The organism is uncultured Fluviicola sp., assembly GCF_902168135.1.
Classification (GTDB): domain Bacteria; phylum Bacteroidota; class Bacteroidia; order Flavobacteriales_D; family Crocinitomicaceae; genus Fluviicola.
Genome location: NZ_CABHOL010000034.1, coordinates 16,282 through 34,118, shown reverse-complemented (window position 1 = coordinate 34,118; position 17,837 = coordinate 16,282). Strand labels below are relative to the sequence as shown.

Annotated in this window: 20 protein-coding genes; 11 read left to right on the top strand and 9 right to left on the bottom strand. The window is 41.3% G+C overall.

Annotated features, from left to right (window positions below; genetic code table 11):
- Nucleotides 1-13 precede the first annotated feature (13 nt).
- Nucleotides 14-787 (top strand): enoyl-CoA hydratase/isomerase family protein, encoded by a 774-nt coding sequence (locus QZT69_RS12640; protein ID WP_294674682.1) that lies wholly within the window; start codon nt 14-16, stop codon nt 785-787.
- A 62-nt stretch (nt 788-849) separates the two neighbouring features.
- On the opposite strand, the gene QZT69_RS12635 is transcribed toward QZT69_RS12640, so the two are convergent.
- Nucleotides 850-1,893 carry a DUF2891 domain-containing protein gene (locus QZT69_RS12635; RefSeq protein WP_294674680.1) on the bottom strand — a complete coding sequence of 348 codons (1,044 nt, stop codon included), beginning with the start codon at nt 1,891-1,893 and terminating at the stop codon, nt 850-852.
- Between the two features lie 71 nt (nt 1,894-1,964).
- Between QZT69_RS12635 and dinB the strand changes: the two genes are divergently transcribed.
- On the top strand, nt 1,965-3,065 hold the full coding sequence (dinB, locus tag QZT69_RS12630) for a DNA polymerase IV (protein WP_294674677.1): 1,101 nt from the start codon (nt 1,965-1,967) through the stop codon (nt 3,063-3,065).
- Nucleotides 3,066-3,076: 11 nt separating this feature from the next.
- On the opposite strand, the gene QZT69_RS12625 is transcribed toward dinB, so the two are convergent.
- From QZT69_RS12625 to QZT69_RS12605, 5 genes are read right to left on the bottom strand one after another with little or no spacing between them, the layout of a single operon-like run.
- Entirely contained in the window at nt 3,077-4,393 is a 1,317-nt protein-coding gene (locus QZT69_RS12625; protein ID WP_294674674.1) for a hypothetical protein, read from the bottom strand.
- Nucleotides 4,380-4,919 carry a sigma-70 family RNA polymerase sigma factor gene (locus QZT69_RS12620; RefSeq protein WP_294674671.1) on the bottom strand — a complete coding sequence of 180 codons (540 nt, stop codon included), beginning with the start codon at nt 4,917-4,919 and terminating at the stop codon, nt 4,380-4,382. Before QZT69_RS12620 ends, QZT69_RS12625 begins: the two co-directional genes overlap by 14 nt.
- Before the next feature lie 27 nt (nt 4,920-4,946).
- Entirely contained in the window at nt 4,947-5,390 is a 444-nt protein-coding gene (locus QZT69_RS12615; protein ID WP_294674669.1) for a hypothetical protein, read from the bottom strand.
- A gap of 27 nt (nt 5,391-5,417) precedes the next feature.
- A complete protein-coding gene (locus QZT69_RS12610) occupies nt 5,418-6,029 on the bottom strand; it encodes a T9SS type A sorting domain-containing protein (RefSeq protein ID WP_294674668.1) in 612 nt (203 codons plus the stop codon).
- 19 nt (nt 6,030-6,048) lie between these two features.
- Nucleotides 6,049-6,309, bottom strand: a complete 261-nt coding sequence (locus QZT69_RS12605) for a hypothetical protein (RefSeq protein ID WP_294674667.1) — start codon at nt 6,307-6,309, stop codon at nt 6,049-6,051.
- A 191-nt stretch (nt 6,310-6,500) separates the two neighbouring features.
- Between QZT69_RS12605 and rplM the strand changes: the two genes are divergently transcribed.
- The 4 genes from rplM to tsf all read left to right on the top strand — a co-directional run bounded on the left by rplM (nt 6,501) and on the right by tsf (nt 9,144).
- Nucleotides 6,501-6,956 (top strand): 50S ribosomal protein L13, encoded by a 456-nt coding sequence (gene rplM / locus QZT69_RS12600; RefSeq protein WP_294674665.1) that lies wholly within the window; start codon nt 6,501-6,503, stop codon nt 6,954-6,956.
- A 5-nt stretch (nt 6,957-6,961) separates the two neighbouring features.
- Nucleotides 6,962-7,348 carry a 30S ribosomal protein S9 gene (rpsI, locus tag QZT69_RS12595; RefSeq protein ID WP_144334572.1) on the top strand — a complete coding sequence of 129 codons (387 nt, stop codon included), beginning with the start codon at nt 6,962-6,964 and terminating at the stop codon, nt 7,346-7,348.
- Nucleotides 7,349-7,482: 134 nt separating this feature from the next.
- A complete protein-coding gene (gene rpsB, locus QZT69_RS12590) occupies nt 7,483-8,244 on the top strand; it encodes a 30S ribosomal protein S2 (protein WP_294674661.1) in 762 nt (253 codons plus the stop codon).
- Between the two features lie 69 nt (nt 8,245-8,313).
- Nucleotides 8,314-9,144 carry a translation elongation factor Ts gene (tsf, locus tag QZT69_RS12585; protein ID WP_294674659.1) on the top strand — a complete coding sequence of 277 codons (831 nt, stop codon included), beginning with the start codon at nt 8,314-8,316 and terminating at the stop codon, nt 9,142-9,144.
- Between the two features lie 82 nt (nt 9,145-9,226).
- Here tsf and QZT69_RS12580 read toward each other — a convergent pair whose 3' ends face one another.
- Together QZT69_RS12580 and QZT69_RS12575 are read right to left on the bottom strand one after the other, a co-directional pair.
- Entirely contained in the window at nt 9,227-10,435 is a 1,209-nt protein-coding gene (locus QZT69_RS12580) for a hypothetical protein (RefSeq protein WP_294674657.1), read from the bottom strand.
- 30 nt (nt 10,436-10,465) lie between these two features.
- Nucleotides 10,466-10,882 (bottom strand): DUF2007 domain-containing protein, encoded by a 417-nt coding sequence (locus QZT69_RS12575; RefSeq protein ID WP_294674655.1) that lies wholly within the window; start codon nt 10,880-10,882, stop codon nt 10,466-10,468.
- Between the two features lie 109 nt (nt 10,883-10,991).
- Here QZT69_RS12575 and pyrH point away from each other — a divergent pair, with 109 nt between their 5' ends.
- From pyrH to QZT69_RS12560, 3 genes are read left to right on the top strand one after another with little or no spacing between them, the layout of a single operon-like run.
- Nucleotides 10,992-11,699 carry a UMP kinase gene (pyrH, locus tag QZT69_RS12570; RefSeq protein ID WP_294674654.1) on the top strand — a complete coding sequence of 236 codons (708 nt, stop codon included), beginning with the start codon at nt 10,992-10,994 and terminating at the stop codon, nt 11,697-11,699.
- Between the two features lie 27 nt (nt 11,700-11,726).
- Nucleotides 11,727-12,290, top strand: a complete 564-nt coding sequence (gene frr, locus QZT69_RS12565; RefSeq protein ID WP_294674652.1) for a ribosome recycling factor — start codon at nt 11,727-11,729, stop codon at nt 12,288-12,290.
- 1 nt (nt 12,291) lies between these two features.
- Entirely contained in the window at nt 12,292-12,657 is a 366-nt protein-coding gene (locus QZT69_RS12560) for a hypothetical protein (RefSeq protein ID WP_294674650.1), read from the top strand.
- Between the two features lie 70 nt (nt 12,658-12,727).
- Here the strand turns inward: QZT69_RS12560 and QZT69_RS12555 are convergent, their stop codons facing one another.
- On the bottom strand, nt 12,728-15,871 hold the full coding sequence (locus QZT69_RS12555) for an exodeoxyribonuclease V subunit beta (RefSeq protein ID WP_294674648.1): 3,144 nt from the start codon (nt 15,869-15,871) through the stop codon (nt 12,728-12,730).
- 105 nt (nt 15,872-15,976) lie between these two features.
- Between QZT69_RS12555 and QZT69_RS12550 the strand changes: the two genes are divergently transcribed.
- Together QZT69_RS12550 and QZT69_RS12545 are read left to right on the top strand one after the other, a co-directional pair.
- A complete protein-coding gene (locus QZT69_RS12550) occupies nt 15,977-16,738 on the top strand; it encodes an MbnP family protein (protein WP_294674646.1) in 762 nt (253 codons plus the stop codon).
- On the top strand, nt 16,735-17,814 hold the full coding sequence (locus QZT69_RS12545) for a cytochrome c peroxidase (RefSeq protein WP_294674644.1): 1,080 nt from the start codon (nt 16,735-16,737) through the stop codon (nt 17,812-17,814). Before QZT69_RS12550 ends, QZT69_RS12545 begins: the two co-directional genes overlap by 4 nt.
- Nucleotides 17,815-17,837: the final 23 nt, after the last annotated feature.

The following is a 17,837-nucleotide window of genomic DNA, read 5'->3' as shown; positions in this document are numbered from 1 at the left end:
GTTAAATTATTACATGTCAGAAGCTGTCAACCAGGGACACGTGGATATGCGTGTTGATGAGTTCGGTATTGCTACTATCGAATTCGGACATCCGTTAAGTAATTCATTACCGGGAAAAATTCTTCGCAAATTAGCAGATACCATTACAGATGCAGGAAATGATCCTGCAATAAAAGTGATCGTTCTAAGATCTACAGGTGATAAAGCATTTTGTGCCGGAGCAAGTTTCGATGAGTTGATTTCCATCCGGGATCTGGAAACAGGAAAAGTATTCTTTTCAGGGTTTGCACAGGTAATCAATGCGTGCAGAAAGTGCCCGAAATTAATTATCGGTCGTGTGCAGGGGAAAGCTGTTGGAGGAGGAGTAGGAATTGCATCTGCAGTAGACTATTGCTACGCAACACGTTTTGGAGAAATCAAGCTTTCCGAGTTGGCTGTTGGGATCGGACCATTTGTGGTTGGGCCTGCAGTCGAACGTAAAATGGGACTTTCAGCCATGTCACAGCTTGCCATCAATGCTACGGAATGGCGGACTGCTGAATGGGCGATGCAAAATGGCTTGTACGCAGACGTGTTTGACGGCGAAGACGAAATGGACGAAGAAATTACGCGTCTTGCAACTGTTTTGTCGAAGTCAAGCCCCGAAGCGATGGCGGAATTGAAAAAGATCTTCTGGAAAGGAACCGAAGATTGGGATCAGTTGCTCTCAGATCGTGCAGGGATCAGCGGAACCCTGGTTCTTTCGGATTTCACAGTAAATGCGATCAATTCGTTTAAAAAGAAGTAATATTCTAAACATAGAATTGAATAAAATAAGTAGGGCCGCGGATTAATCGTGGCCCTACTTATTTATTTGGAAAGCAAAGCCAATAACGCAAAACTTGCCAGCCAGTGCTCACCCATGTAATCTCCATCAACTATATTGGGAAGGGAGGTCTGAATGTGCTGATCCGCTATGGTGTTTAAATGCTTCAATTCGGGTAGTGTTTTGGTAATCCCATACAAACACCACGCTCTGCTGAAGTTTAAACCGTCCAAATGGACCAAATGACCATCCGAACGATCGGATACCAAGCCGGGTTCAAGTTTAAATTTCTTACTGAACAGCTGCGGAGCAAACTTTTTCAGCCAAACTTTGAATTCTTCTTTGGTGAGAATGCGGCGCATAATGTCGATTTCTTCGAATCCGCCGGAAAGGAAGTCGTAACCGCTGGGTTCTAAATGCAGGGGATAGTTTTTGTCGTTGAAGTAAAAATCCCGTGCACGTTTCTCAATGATGGTTTTCAATGAATCGTTGGAATGAGCAAGTGCATAATCGTAAGCAAAAGTGAGCCCGAAAGCCGTGTTGATGTGATCTCCCGAACGAATAGCATAATTCAGTTTGGGAAGAAAGTCGATGTACTTGCTGCAAAACAGATCGGATAAGGGTTTTAGGTTTGCACTTAACTCCCTGCCAAGAGGATGGCTCCAGCTTTCCAGTTCCAACTGTAGTTTCAGAAGCCAGTTCCAGCCGTAAGTACGTTCAAACGATCCGTTGTTTTTTACTCCGAAAGATTCGATCTCTTTTTGGATATTGGCTTTGCTCAGGTTTGTCTGAAGGACCATTAAAACCGAATCCGATATTAATTCCGGGTACTTGTTTAGGATTTTCACCATCAGCCAATGTCCGTGAACAGAGGAATGCCAATCGAAACAGCCGTAAAATGCGGGGTGGAGTTCTGCCGGAGACTTTAGGTCGCCTCTTTCGTTCAGAACTTGTCCCATTTTATTGGGATATTCTTTTTGAGCACATTTTAGTGGCAGACTTAACAATCTTTTTGCTTCCACCGGTGAAATTTCCTGTGCGGAACTCCCTATTGCAGCGAAAAGAAAGGTCAAAAGCAAGAACTTCATCATTTTCGAGTTTCTTCAAAAGTAGGATTATTTTTCTTCCGCTGAATGATGCGTAACTTTGTGTACTTGTAATGGAGGATAAAATCATGGAGAACCAGTCGGAAGAACGGAAAATCATTCACATTGATATGGATGCGTTCTATGCTTCTGTGGAACAAATGGATAATCCCGATTTAAAAGGAAAACCGATCGCTGTTGGCGGGAGTAAGCTCCGCGGTGTGGTAGCGGCTGCAAGTTACGAAGCCCGGAAGTTTGGAGTGAAATCTGCCATGCCCAGCTCCACAGCGGCGCGGTTATGTCCGGACCTGATTTTTGTGCGTCCGCGTTTTGATCGCTACCAGGAAATATCAGCACAGATCAAAGCCATTTTTTACGAGTATACGGATCTCGTGGAACCGCTTTCCCTCGATGAGGCTTTTTTGGATGTTACCACCAATAAGAAAGGTTTTCCGTCAGCGACTTTGTTGGCAAAGGAAATTCGCGAGCGGATTTTCGAAGAGGTCGGTTTAACCGCCAGTGCCGGAATTTCGATCAATAAGTTTACGGCTAAAATTGCCTCGGACGTTAATAAACCGAATGGGCAGTTAACCGTAGGTCCTGATGAAGTGGAAGCTTTCCTGGAGAAATTACCGATCGAACGATTTTTTGGGATCGGGAAAGTAACAGCTTCCAAAATGAAGGAGTTGGGAGTTCGCAACGGAAAAGACCTGAAGAAGAAGAGCATGACTTTTTTGACACAGCATTTCGGGAAACAGGGGCTCCATTTTTACAATATTGTTCGAGGAATTCATCGCAGCCAGGTGAAACCTGACCGGATAAGGAAATCCTTCGCTGTGGAACATACTTATTTTTCGGAAATCTATTCAAAACGCAAAATCCTGGAGAAATTGGAGGAAATTGCAGTAGATCTGGAGCGAAGAATGGAAAAACGCTCCATAGCCGGAAAATGTGTCTCCATAAAGGTCAAATATTCGGATTTCACGACACAGACCCGTGCTAAAACCATCGCGGAATTTATGTGGAACAAAGCCGATTTCTTTCCGCTTGTGGAGGGGTTACTGGATCATTTGGAGGTTGAAAAACCGGTACGTTTGCTGGGCATATCACTTTCCAAGTTAAATACCGAAGAAGATGAACCTGATCGGGACAAACAACTGACCCTTCAATTTTGATCGCAAAACGCTTATAATCGAATCCTTAATCCGATTCCTGTACCGAAAGCGGGGTTGCGTCGTGAATCTACATTCCATTGTAACTGCTGGGAAAACGATTGATTAAAAGTCCCGAATCCAAATAATTGTGTTCTTCCGAAAGAGTAATGGATTTCCGGACGCAGCCAAAGTGAACAACCGAAAGCATTGAACCCGGGAGCACTCAAATCCGGATGAATAAACCTGCTCGTAATTTTTCCGTAAGCAAATTCACCACCGCCTGAAAGCCGCAGACTCATCTTTGTTGTTAAAGGGAAAGTGTAAGCAAAACCAACAGGAACAACAATGGAATTTACCAGGAACGACTGTTTCTCGGACCGATGACTGGTGTCTGGTTCCGCGGGATTGATGGGTTGAGGAACACCGGAAGTGGTGCCTTCCAATGGAACGTTGATCGTACTCAGATGGCCGTACTGGGTTATTTTAGACGTTCTGAACCCAAGGCCTGACAGGATTTCCAGGTTTGTATTCAGTTTGTATGTAATTTCTGCTTTTGCATAGAAAGTAGAGGCGTGAACACGGGCAATTTCTCTTTCGTTGCCGATAAAGGTGGCATCACTGAAATCATTCTTTTTTCTTTTTTCTGCTTCCCAATAAGTCAATACCGACAAAGACCATTTTCCAGCTCCTTTGTTCGATCCAAAATGCTTAAGAGCTTCCGAAACTGCTATTGAAGCTGAGTCGGGAAGCGGAACGACGGAGGTGTCCGGTTTTTCTGTAATCACAAGCGTCTCCCGGTTATTAGCATGAATTGAGTCGATTGGATTTACAACAGTGTTTTCTATACGTAATTCTTGTTTGGTTACTTCGAATCCGGCTTCTGAGCTTTGTTTGCCGGAGGAAGGAAGTTTTTCATTCGGGCTGAATACAGGTTCACTTTTTTGATGGGAATCAGAATTTACAAGCCCGGATGAGTTCGATGTTTGAAAGTTGTTTTTTGTTATTCGCCCTTTCGTTTCAATATTTGTTTGAGGGCGAGGATCATTCGATGCAAGATGACCGGAAGAATCTCCGAAGAGCACAGTTGTGACTGCACTCCTGCGGATTTCGTTCTGACTTTGGTATTTATTTTCTTGCGGATTCTTGCCCTCATTCTGATAAAGCAGTCCGATTGCGGCAAAACCTGTTAATCCGAAAAAAACCGGGAAAAGTATAAATAGGAATCTTCTGCGCTTCTTTTTGGAAGCAATTGCATGATCGATGTTTTCCTTCACATATGGATCAGGAGTGAATGCCAGACCATCCAATCCATTCTGAAACAACAGATCTATTTCATTAGGCTCTTTCATCGTTTCTTTTTTTTTCCAGGTTATTTTTAAGCCAATCACGCGCTCGTGTTAATTGAGATTTTGAAGTTCCTTCCGATATTTCCAGGTATTCTGCAATTTCTTTGTGTGTGAGGTTATCCATCACAAATAAGTTGAATATTGTCCGGTAACCCGAAGGCATTGCGTTAAGAAGCCTTAACAATTCTGCTTGTGTGTTCTCCGAGTGATTTTCGGTTTCGTAAATTTCACCGGAAGTTTCAAAAAAGTTTTCGTCATCCTTTAGAATCAGTTTCCGCTGGCGTTTCAGCATATTAATTGCCGTGCGGATAGTTATTGTTTTGATCCACGGACCGAGCGGTAAATCGGAGTTTGCCTTTCCGCAGTTTTCGTAAACTTTGATAAATGCTTCCTGGAGGATTTCCTGCGCGTCGTCCCTGCAATTTGTATAACGCATGCACACACCAAGCATAGAAGGGGCATATTTTTCATATACCCGGTCAAAAGCTTTTTTATCGCCCTTGATGAATGCTTCTATGTGTTCCTCCATTCCGTTTCCCGAAGATTGTTGATTTTTCTAGCGTTGAAGTGTTACGTAAAATCCACAGGCTCCTTCACCGGTTGACTTTTGATTTTCATCAAGCAGCATTTGGTTTCCTGAGAATGTAAATTGCCCCAATTCAGCTCCGTCAATTACCAAATAGTTGCCGTTTGGTCCTGAAATTTGCTGAAAAGGATATGTTCCCGAAGGTAAGTAATAATAAGTAGAACTGCCAACCGTATTGTTAACGGTCAATGTGGAATTCGAAGCATTGAATGACCAGGTAATTTCGTTAACGGCATGTGTTTCATTGGCTCCGGTTATGCCTCCGGTAATGCGGATCAGATGCCACTTCCCGTCAATGGTATCAGGTGGAACGCATTTGCTGCTTTTGGTTGTTTGTCTTGTTTCTTTTTGGCATCCTGCAAATAAACCAAGTGTCAAAAGCAAAACAAGTGAGCTGTAAATAACTGATTTCATGATTTCAAAATTAGTTGAAGTGAATGATTAGTGTTTAATGATACGTTGGGTAAGGGAATTTCCATTCGGATCCGTTAAAGTGACCAGGTAAACACCTTTTTCAAGATGGGATAAATCTACCAGCGGACTTTCGACGAGTGTTTCTTTGAAATAAACTTGTTGCCCCGTCATGGAATACAATTCCATTTTTGCGACGGGGAAACTTGTTTTGAACTTAAGCTCGTTGTCAAACGGATTGGGATAAGCCTGGAAATTGGCAGGGGTGAGCTCGTTTATTCCTAAATAGGGATCTATCTGGAACGTCAGAAAATGTGAATCCTCAATTACATCCTGTTCGTTCGTTGTTATTGTTGTTGTTAATTGAAAAGTTCCTGCTCCGGGATTATCAATGGGAATCGTATCCACACTGTGACAGATGTAAGTGAGCATACCCATTGAATAATCGATGGAAAGAAAAATGGAATTTCCCTGTAATTCGGCATGAGTACTGTTTATACCGCAGCCTCCGTATGGAAAAGTGGTGTAGCAGACAACCTTCAGTGCATCATTCGTTGTCGGATTGGCAGGAATTAGTTTTAAACTGTCGATTGCCGCCAGTTGCGCATCAACCTGATTTGCCAGTAGGAGGAAACCTGCCATCAGAAATCTTGTAATTTGTTTATTTCTCATTTTTTTTACTGTTTAAATGTTGTTTGTTGATTGCAATGCGCCAGCGCTGACCTTGCTCTACCGAAACGCTTATGCTGTAGCTTGTGCCGCCGCTAAAACTTTGGCGACATGCGGTCAGCGAAGGCACAGTGGTTTCATGAAGGCAAAGAGCTATGGCGTAAGCGTTCTGAAAGGAATACAAAACAAAAAAATGAAAGGTTGCATCTGCATGGAATATTTTTTCAGAAATTTGTATCCGCATCCAAAACATGCTGTCGGACAGTTTTGCCTATTCTGTCCTTTAAAGATAGATCTGTGTGTAAAATGTTGGTTTATGCCTGCTTCAAATGCATTTACTACAGATTTATTTACAATTCCCTTGTTAATAAAAAATAGAGTTTCTATCTTTGCACCCCTCAAAGTGGATTTTGGGGATATTGTCTTATTTAAAAATAAAGGTTAGTGAATACTTTAAGTTACAAAACTGTTTCTGCTAACAAGGAAACCGCTGATAAGAAGTGGTTGTTGGTAGATGCTGAAGGCCATACAGTTGGTCGTTTGGCAAGTGAGGTAGCGAAGTTAGTACGTGGAAAACACAAGCCAAACTTCACGCCACACGCTGACTGTGGAGATAACGTAATCGTTATCAATGCAGCAAAAGTGTCGTTCTCCGGAACTAAATTGGAGAACAAAGAGTACGTTCGATACACTGGATATCCAGGAGGACAACGTTCATTGACTGCGCAAGAGTTATTGCAACGCAGCCCTGAACGTGTAATCGAAAAAGCGATTAAAGGGATGTTGCCAAAGAATACTTTGGGTCGTCAGCTTTACAGAAATGTAAAAGTTTACGCTGGTGCAGAGCACAAGCATGACGCTCAAAACCCTGAGGCTATTAACTTAAAAGCTAATAAATAAAGGATATGGAAGTAGTAAACGCATTAGGAAGAAGAAAAACTTCAGTTGCTCGTGTATACTTGATGAAAGGTACGGGTAAGATGACAATTAATAAACGTGATTACAAGGAGTTCTTTCCGGTAGCTATTTTGCAGGGTAAAGTTGAGCAGCCGTTCAACCTGACTGATACTTTAGGTCAATACGACATTAAAGTAAACGTAGCGGGAGGAGGAATCAACGGACAGGCAGAAGCTATCCGTTTGGGTATTTCACGCGCTTTGGTAGAAGTATCAGGAGATTTCAAAACATTGTTGAAAGCAGAAGGTTTGATGACACGTGACCCTAGAATGGTTGAGCGTAAGAAACCGGGACAGCCGAAAGCACGTAAGAAATTCCAGTTCTCTAAACGTTAATTTGAATTTTATTTTCTTCTGTCGATGGATAGAAGAAGGTTGTTTAGTATCCAAGCACAAAGTATCTTATCGGCAGAGCCGACACCCTTTGTTAGCTGATTACTAAGGAACGTAAACAATTAAAACAAAACATTATGTCTAAAGTAAATTTTGATAGTTTATTAGAAGCAGGTGTTCACTTCGGACACTTAAAAAGAAAATGGAACCCGGCAATGGCGCCGTATATCTTTGACGAGAAAAAAGGTATCCACATTATTGACCTTAATAAGACAATTGCACATCTTGATCAAGCTTGTGCGGCAATGAAACAAATTGCTAAGTCGGGTAAAAAAGTACTTTTCGTAGCTACTAAAAAACAAGCAAAAGAAATTATCACAGATCGTATTTCTGCGATCAACATGCCTTTCGTAACTGAGCGTTGGTCTGGTGGTATGTTAACAAATTTCCAAACAACACGTAAGTCTATCCGTAAAATGGTGTCTATCGACAAAATGAAAACGGATGGTACCTGGGAAACATTGAACAAGCGTGAGCGTTTGTTCAAGACTCGTCAACGTGACAAACTGGAAAAAACTTTCGGTTCCATTGCTGATATGACTCGTCAACCGGCAGCGATTTTCATCGTTGATATCTTGAAAGAGCATATTGCATTGGCTGAAGCAAAACGTTTGGGTATCCCTACATTTGCAATGGTTGATACGAATTCTGACCCTCGTTTGGTTGATTTCCCTATCCCTGCGAATGATGATGCTACAAAATCTATTGCAATCATCTTAGATGCAATTTGCGGATCTATCAAAGAAGGTTTGGAAGATCGTAAAGCAACTTCAACAAAAGATAAAGATGAGGCTCCTGCAGAGGAAGCAGCAACTAAAGTTGAAGAGACAAAAGAATAATAGTAAAATAGCCCTGGCGTAACAGTCGGGGCATACATTTGCAATAAACATTTAAAAAGATTTATAGTCATGGCAATTACTGCGTCAGATGTAAACAAATTACGCCAGCAAACAGGTGCTGGTATGATGGACTGTAAAAATGCATTGGTTGAAGCAAACGGCGATTTCGAAGCTGCTGTAGATATCCTGCGTAAAAAAGGTCAAAAAGTTGCTGCGAAAAGAGGTGAGAACGAAGCTTCAGAAGGGTTGGTTTTCGCTCAAACAAGCGCAGATAACAAAGTAGGTGTATTGTTAACGTTGAACTGTGAAACAGACTTCGTTGCTAAGAATGACACTTACCGTAACTTCGTTCAATCTTTGGTTGATATCGCAATGAACAACCTTCCTGCAACTGCAGAAGAATTGAAAGGATTGAAGTACGACGATAAATTAACTGTTGAGGAGAAAATTACTGAGCAAGTTGGTGTTATCGGTGAGAAATTGGATTTGTCAGGATATGCTGTTGTTAAAGGTGACACTGTTGTTGCTTACAACCACCCTGGAAACCAGTTGGCTACTTTGGTTGCTTTGAACAAAGGTGGTGAAACAGTTGCTGAAGCTGGTCGCCAGGTTGCAATGCAGGTTGCTGCAATGAACCCGATCGCTTTGAACAAAGACGGAGTTGATGCACGTACAATCGAGCGTGAGATCGAAGTTGGTAAAGAGTTGGCAATCCAGGAAGGAAAACCGGCTGATATGGCTGAGAAAATCGCTCAGGGTCGTTTGACTAAATTCTTCAAAGAAAACACTTTGTTGAGCCAGGAGTTTATCCGTGACAACAAAGTGACTGTTGAACAATTCCTTGATTCTACAGAAAACGGATTGACTGTTACTGAATTCAAACGTTTCTCTTTGAGCTAAGATCATAAGAAATCAAATAGATAGAAATCCCGTTATTCGAAAGAGTAGCGGGATTTTTTATGTCATTCAATTTTAGTGATTCTTAATGGACCTTCTTTCCATTGATTTTAATCTCCGCATTGGGATGATCAGCAATCAATTTCGAAACGAAATCCTGATCTACCGGCCAGATGCTTAGGTTCAACTCCTTTAGGTTCGGCCACGGACCAAAACCTTCCGGAATTTTAGCTCCATTCTCTATTTGAATGGATAATTTTTCCAGTTTGGAGAACCTGTTCAGGTTTTCAGGGATAACCGACAAAACAGGGGAAATCTTCAGATATTTTAAATGAATGAGGTTGAAAAAAGATGGGGGGAGTTTCAAATCCAGACCGCAGTATAAGAATTCCATTGATTCGATGGTGTTTTGTTCTGGAATAGAGTCCGGGATTTCAAGATTCAGATCTTGAAGTGAAATTTCTTTCAATCCTTGAAGGTGAAATAATTTCATCGGAAGTACAAAGGGGAGCGTGCCTTTTTGGGTATGCCAATCGCTTCCGGCAGATTGGGTAATTCGTATCTTTTTTAGATGAGGAAGATCCGTGAACAGAAAGTTTGGTAATGGTTTGTTAGGGATTCCATTCAACCAAAGTGATTCCAGATTTTTACAATACCTTAAAGTATCCGGAATTCCGTTTTCTAGTCCGAATACATAAGACAACCGAATGCCTCTAAGTTCCAGAAGTGATTTTGGAGCGGGCGTAATGGTCGTGTAGTCAACTTTGAAGGAAGTTTTAAAATCTTCAAAAGAATTGTAGTAAGGAAGTAGGGTGAGTTGAAAGGGATAGCGGTCAGTCAATCCCTCAAATAAAATATATCCATTAATAAGCAGTGAGTCAACGGGGGAAAATTGCATGTCAATAACCCCTTCCAGGTAAATACTGTCTTTCATCAAAACAGTTAATCCACCATCATATCCGTTGTAATCGTCACTTTTCGAATACTTACCTCCTTTTGTTGATTTCCAAATAAGCCCGTTTTGTCCTTTTGAATAGTAAGGTTGTTTATTAACTTCTCTTACAAATAGACGCCCTGCGATCTTTGGCTCCCAAGCTTGATAGATTGGATTTGTTTTGTATTTCTGAATCACCGGAGTAGAGAGCGTTCCAATGAATTTAAGACTTGTAAACCGGGTTGAATAAAAAATTCCGGTTCCACTGAATGGAAACTCTTTGCAAAGTGCGGTATCACTTTCCTGGGAATTTACCAGTGAAGAGATAAGTAATCCGACTAAAAATAAAAGATGCCTCATACGTTGATTGTAGGTTTTGACCGGATAGAATTATTTCTTTAATTCAAATTCATGTCCACATTCCTTACACTTGTAAACATCTTTCCGGTAGATAGGGAAAATAAACAAAAGGAAAGAAGCAATAGCGGAGAGAACAGCTCCCACACTTTTCATCGATTTATGACCCGATTCAATGTGTGAGGATTGGCATTTCGGGCAGGAAATCACCTGTTCATCTTCTGTCGTGTAAGGAGTTTGTTCCAACTCTAACAACACGTTCTTTGCATGGACCAAATCTTCTTCATTGATCTTCAGTTTGATGCCTCCAACCAGCTGAGAATACAAAGGGTTAACTGATATAATGTTCTCATCGAACAAAAAACAGGTGATCCCCTCGCTTTCCAGCTTAATCTTAAGGATATGGGCATCGATCGAATTGTCGAATGTTTTAAAAGTGATAAGTCCCATTCAAATTGGATTTCCATTCTAAATTAGCGAATTATTCATCCACAAATGGTTTTTCCTTTTCGAATCTTCAAAGATTCCCACTATATTTGCGCAACTTCTTTCAATAATTATGAAATACCGTCGCATTCTGCTCAAATTAAGTGGTGAATCCCTCATGGGAGATAAACAATTCGGAATTGATAACCAGCGCCTTAGTGAGTATGCTAAGCAGATCAAGGAAATCCACGATTTGGGGGTAGAAGTGGCAATTGTAATTGGTGGAGGAAATATTTTCCGGGGAGTTCAGGCCGAAGAAGGAGGAATGGACCGCACCCATGGAGATTATATGGGAATGCTGGCTACAATGATCAATTCCATGGCACTCCAGGCGGCATTGGAATCTGCAGGTCTTCAAACAAGACTTCAGTCTGCAATCGAAATGAAGGAAATTTCCGAGCCTTACGTAAGAAGAAGAGCTGTGAGACACCTGGAAAAAGGGCGTGTGGTTATTTTTGGTGCCGGAACGGGTAACCCTTATTTCACAACTGACTCGGCTGCATCTTTGAGAGCAATCGAGATCAATGCAGATGTGATTTTGAAGGGAACACGTGTAGACGGAATTTACACGGCAGATCCGGAGAAAGATCCTACAGCAACCAAATTTGATACGATTACTTTTGAAGACGCTTATAGCCGTGGATTGAAAGTAATGGATATGACCGCTTTCACGCTTTGTATGGAAAATGACCTGCCGATTATTGTTTTCGATATGGATACTCCGGGCAATCTGAGACGATTGATGGAAGGTGAACAGGTAGGAACAATTGTAAAAAACTAATAGCTAAAGATTCAATTCAGATAGATTATGACCGAAGAGTTAGAATTAATTTACGATGATCTGAAATCATCCAATGGAAAATCATTAGATCATTTAGAGAACGAATTAACAAAAGTAAGAGCAGGAAAAGCTACACCTTCTATGCTTTCGGGAGTAATGGTGGATTATTACGGTTCTCCTACTCCGATCCAGCAAGTTGGAAATATCAATACGATGGACGCGCGTACCCTGACTGTTCAGGCATTTGAGCGTTCCATGCTGAACGAAATCGCAAAGGGAATCCTGAATGCGAACCTGGGATTAAATCCACAGAATAACGGAGAGCAATTGATTATTCAAATTCCGCTTTTGACAGAAGAGCGCAGACGTGATTTGGTAAAAAAGGCAAAAGCTGAAGGCGAGCATGCAAAAGTGGGGATCAGAAATAACCGCAAAGATGCCATTGACATGATCAAAAGCCTGAAAGCAGATGGACTTTCGGAAGATATGACCAAGGATGCAGAAAATGAAATTCAGACTATAACTAACTCTTTCATCAAGAAAGTGGATGATTTGGTAGATCTGAAAGAAAAAGATATAATGACGATCTAAGATGCGTACCATTTTATTCATCGCTTCACTTTTTGTTCTTTTTTCCTGCGCAAAACAACGTATGATTGACCGCCTGGAAGGAAGATGGAATTACTCCAAAATGTTGAAGAACAATGGTGAATATGTATACCATTCGGAAGTTTATGAATTTACAGGGGGAGACAAGGATAACGATGCCGGTTTCCCCTTTGTTTTTTACGGTCAGGACACCGTTTATGGAACTTACAGGATTACCAAAAAGAACGTGATCAAGGTAAAAGATAGTCTTGGTGGTGAAGAAATCGACTGGCTGATCGAAGATATGGATAAGAATTCCCTGGTTTTTCGTGTTGCTGAGGGCGTGGTGTTTTTGGATAAGCAGCAATAAAATCTCGCGATCAAAGCACATTTAACGTAATTCCGCAATATTACGTCACGGTTTGGGTAAGCACGGAAAGCTAAATTTGAAAAAGGTCTGTTTTCTGAACCTCCAGTAATCCTAACCCACCGCTATAATACAAATACCCTTTAATATTCGTCATCCCAATCTGACCCAACACGGTCATATAACCTTGTACTTGTTTCTCGTGTTTTGCACTTTTTTCCCCGGTTTTGAAATCAATCACAATTGTTTGCTGATCTGAAACGATCAACTTATCGGGTCTCAACCGTGTTTTGGAATCAAAGATCAACGTGCGTTCGTTTAAATGTTTTCCCCCTTGAAATAATTCGATGAGGAGCGTGTTTGAAAAGGCTTCTTCCAGCAAATGAGTCAGTTTTTCTTCGAAATCCTGTTCAATTTCCCCCTTTAAAAGACCAGTTTTTAAGGCAGAGAAGGCTGTTTCCTTCGAATGGGATTTTTCCATGATGAAATGGAACTGTTTTCCAATCCGCTGTTCGGTTGTCAAACTGTCTTCTTCCTGCTCTTTGGTCGATTGAATGCTGATTTCCGGGAACCATAAAAAGTTGCGGATGGATAAAGGACTGTAATCCGTGGTGTTTTTTCGCGAATGATGTTTGATTTCCGGAAATTCACCGAATTTCAAGTGGAGTATTCCATCTTGCTGAGATTCCGGGAACAAGTTCGTAAGTATCGTATTGAACTTATCGTAAAAACCATTTCTCGAACCTTTCAGATTGAGGGCATATAAGCGATCTTGCGGTCGGGTGAAGGCCACATACAATAAATTGATCGCATCCATTTTTTGAGCGGCATCTTCTTTTTCTGCTTCAACCTGGATGACAGGGATTGCCGACTCAAACTTGCTCATCTTCGTCTCAATGATGTGGTCATTGATTTCCATCAAAAACGAATCGTTGTTATTGCCTTCGCTGAAAAAATTAAAGGAAGGGATAATAACCACCGGGAACTCGAGCCCTTTCGATTTGTGAGCGGTCATGATCTGGATGGCCTGTTCATTTTCAGAAAGCTGTACGCTGAATTTGCCCCGGTTTTTTTCGTAATAGTTGATGAATTCCATTAAATCGGGACCGTTCGACATATCGAATTGATAAGCAAGGTCTAATAACTGCTGTAAATAAGTGTTTTCGATCGAATCCAAACCGATCAGCATTAGAAAATCTACCAGCAATGAATAGATGTTTTGAAAGCTGGCATCCAAAAAGTCCGCATTCAGTCTGCTTTTTTCAAAGAAGAGCTGCTCGGAAAAATAGACTTTCGAATCGGAATCTTTCCAAAAACAAGCGCCATAAGTCTCGAAGGCATCTTCTTTGTCTAAAATCTCAAAATAGAAATAAGCAAACTGCATAGCGCGCTGAAAATCAAAACGGTTGACTTTCCATTTGCAGTAGCAGATCGCCAATTGCACGAATTGATCGCTATTCACCAATAAAGAATCGGAAGATACAATTTGATACCCTCTCGATTTCAGGAAGTTCGCATATTGGTTACAGTCCCGTTTTTTTCTTCCGAGAACACAAATCTCGTGAGGTTTGTAACCATCTGCGATGCATTGCTGAACCCACTTCAATAATTGACTGTTAGTGAATTTAGCAGTATCCAGGTCTTTTTGCGGATTCATTAAAAGTTCCACATAGCCGCCTTTCTTGCCTTTCGGATTTTGCTTCAGGTGCTTGTAAAATTCCTGTCCGCTTTCGGGCATGAATTGCAGCAGCTCTTCAAAAAAGCGGTTGTTGAAATGAACAATTTCCGTTGCCGACCGCCAGTTGTCTTCCAATCCTTCGACCGTTCCCATTTTTTGAAAGAATTGAGAGCGCAGTTTGATAGACGGTTCTTCTTCCGGGTTATAGATTTCAGGTAAAGCGATAAACTGTTCGGCTACTCCGTTCTTAAAGCGGTAGATGGACTGCTTGGGGTCACCTACGATAAAATTGAAGTAATTTCCGCCTAATGAATTATGTATCAGCGGAACAATATTCAGCCATTGCAGGCGTGAAGTATCCTGGAATTCATCCAGAAAGAAATGATTGAAACGCGATCCCAAACGCTCGTAGATAAACGGAGCATCTTCATTTTGGACCAGCTCGGCAACCAGTTTATTGAATTCACTGACACGGATAATTGATTCCTTGTTCCGGATATCGTCCATGCTGAGTGCCAGTTCTTTCAGGATGGAAAGTAAGTGGAACTGCTGGATTTTGAAGTCCAGTTCGATCCAGGACGGAGCTTTTTCCGAAATGAAACGAAGGAATTCCAGGTACGCAGGTGAAAATTGCGTTTCCTTTCCTTCTTCCATAGTTTTTAGGATGTTCTTCAAATTGGCATCTGTACGTTTACTTTCTTTCAGAAAAGAAATCGGCTCCGGACTTAAATTCAGGTTAAAAACGATCGGGTTGAAAGTCGTGGTTTTGCCTGCAAATGCATTGGCATCTATTCCCGTTTCTAAAAACAAGCGGTTTAAAGAATTTAACCGGATTACCAATTCGTCTTTTTCAGCCTTAAACTGCAGCTTCCAAAGGTCCAACTGCTCTTTGTTGAAATCCGTTTTGGAAAGTGTACGGATAATCTGGAAATAACCTTCGTTGGTCAGTACTTTGGCTTTCGACAAAAGTATTTTCTTCAGGTTCCAGTCGTTTTCCTCTTCCAGGTTCGATTTGGCGAAATTCAACGCAAGCTGGTAGAGTTTTGTTTGATTCTTTGCATCAATATTACTCAAAAGCTCATCGATTGCTTTTTCCAAAATGAGCGTGTCGTCCAGCGAAATTTCGAATGTTTCCGGAAGGTCGAGATCACGTGCAAAAGAGCGGATCAATCGTAAATTGAATTTATCAATGGTCATCACATTGAAATCTTCGTATTGATGCAGGATCTTTCGAAGTACCACACGTGCCCTTGTTCGGATTGCTTCGGGAGTTGTCCCGACGAAGCCGGCAATTTCTTCCAGGTAGTTGTTTGTGTCTTCTTTTCCGTTGGCAAGTTTGTTCAAATCACTCATAATCCGCGATTTCATCTCAATACTTGCCTTGTTGGTAAAGGTCATTGCCATGATCTGGCTGATCTCTGCCCTGTCGTCATTTTCAGAAAGTAGCAAACGGAGGTAATTGCGCACTAAATTGTACGTTTTACCACTTCCTGCTGAGGCGTTTACGATCAAAAAAGGCTTGTTTACATCCGAATTCATACCGGTCAATCAATAATCTTTCGAAATTACCGAAAATCCCTTGGACACTTCCTGATTTTTTTAGGAATTCTCTATTCATTGGCTTAAATTTGGGAAAACAACTGAATGAAACATTTTTCGATTCTTGCGTTGCTAGCATGTATTGCCTTGTTCTCGTGTAAAAAGAAGAAGGATGATTTGGTTGATACGCCGACTCCAGCGGTTCAACAAAGTAAGTTGTCGATGAAACCGGTTTTTGGGAGTGCCAATTTGATGTTGGATTCTGTTTACACCATGAGTAATGGTTTTCAAATCAAATTTACCGAGTTAAAAGCTTATTTCTCAGGAATCCAATCAGGCGGGAGCGTCATGAAAGATGTTGCGTTATTCAATTTTCGGGAAACAGGAAACCTGATATTCCAGTCAAACCAGGTAGTTGCCAATCCTTCTTCCATTCAATTTGGAATCGGTGTTCCGAGCTCAATCAATCACAACGATCCGAGCACTTTTCCAAATACGAATCCGTTGAATATTGCCATTGCAAACGACATGCATTGGGATTGGAATCCGGGATACATTTTTTTCAAAGTAGAAGCTAAAGTGGATACGATTATCGACGGAATAACGAGCTGTGATCACAACCTGGTTTATCATGTGGGTACAGATTCGTATTTCACCAATAAAACAATTAGTAATCTTACCTGGGCGGCTCTTAGCTCAACCGTGAATGAAGCGTGGTTGAAAATCGATCTGAAGAATTTCTTCGAAAATAGCGCAGCTCCAATCGATGTGAAAACAGAATTTACAACACACAGTATGATGCCTCAGCAAAGCGCGATTACCGAAAAAGCACGTCAAAACTTCTCAGCTTCTATCAGTGAATTATGAGTCGGTTTTTTATAGGAATATTGTCTTTACTGGTTTTCTTCCTGGCATGTACGAAAGCAAAGGTCGGTTACGATCCTACGCCGTATAGTCTAAAAATTCCGAGCCATTTTCCGCAAATGAATATTCCGGCGGATAATCCGATGACGGAAGAAGGTGTTTTGTTAGGAAGAATGCTGTTCTATGAAAAACAATTATCCCTGGATAATACGATTTCCTGCGGATCTTGTCATGCACCGGATGCAGCTTTTGCGGATGTGAATCAATTCTCACAGGGAGTAAACGGTGCAATTGGTGTTAGAAATTCCATGGCATTGGTTAATCTTGGCTGGCAGACCAGTTACTTTTGGGATGGAAGGGCAAACACCCTGGAAGAACAAATTTTGGAACCGGTTCCGAATCCGGTTGAAATGCACTTGCAGTGGAAGGATGCTGTTGCGCGTTTAAAAGCAAACGGGCTTTACCGTAACCAATTTTACAAAGCATTCGGAGTAGTGGATTTTGATTCCAGTCACGTAGCGAAAGCACTTGCCCAATTTTTGCGCACCATGATTTCCGGAGAATCGAAGTATGATGTCATGTACAAGTTTGCAAACAATATCCCGCTTACTTCTTCCGAATCGGCAATCAAAAATTCAGTTACATCCGAGGAATGGGCCGGTTTTGATTTGTTTAAAAGCCTGAACGGGGCAGATTGTTTCCATTGTCATAACGGGACATTAATGCAGGTCCAGAAATTTTCCAATAACGGATTGGATGCTGTTTTCTCGGATTTGGGCAGAGGAGCGATTACGAATAATCCGAATGATAACGGAAAATTCAAAGTTCCGACTCTAAGAAATATTGCACTTTCAGCACCGTATATGCATGATGGAAGATTTGCGACACTGGACGATGTTATCGAACATTATTCAACTGGAATTCAGCATTCCACAACAATAGATCCGCTGATGGAATTTGCAAGCCAGGGCGGGGTTCAACTGGATTCTGAACAGCGTAATCAGTTGAAAGCCTTTTTATTAACGTTAACAGATCATAATTTTGTAACTAATCCTGACTTTAAACCGTTAAACCCTTAGCGAAGTAAGTCTAATTGTTAGTA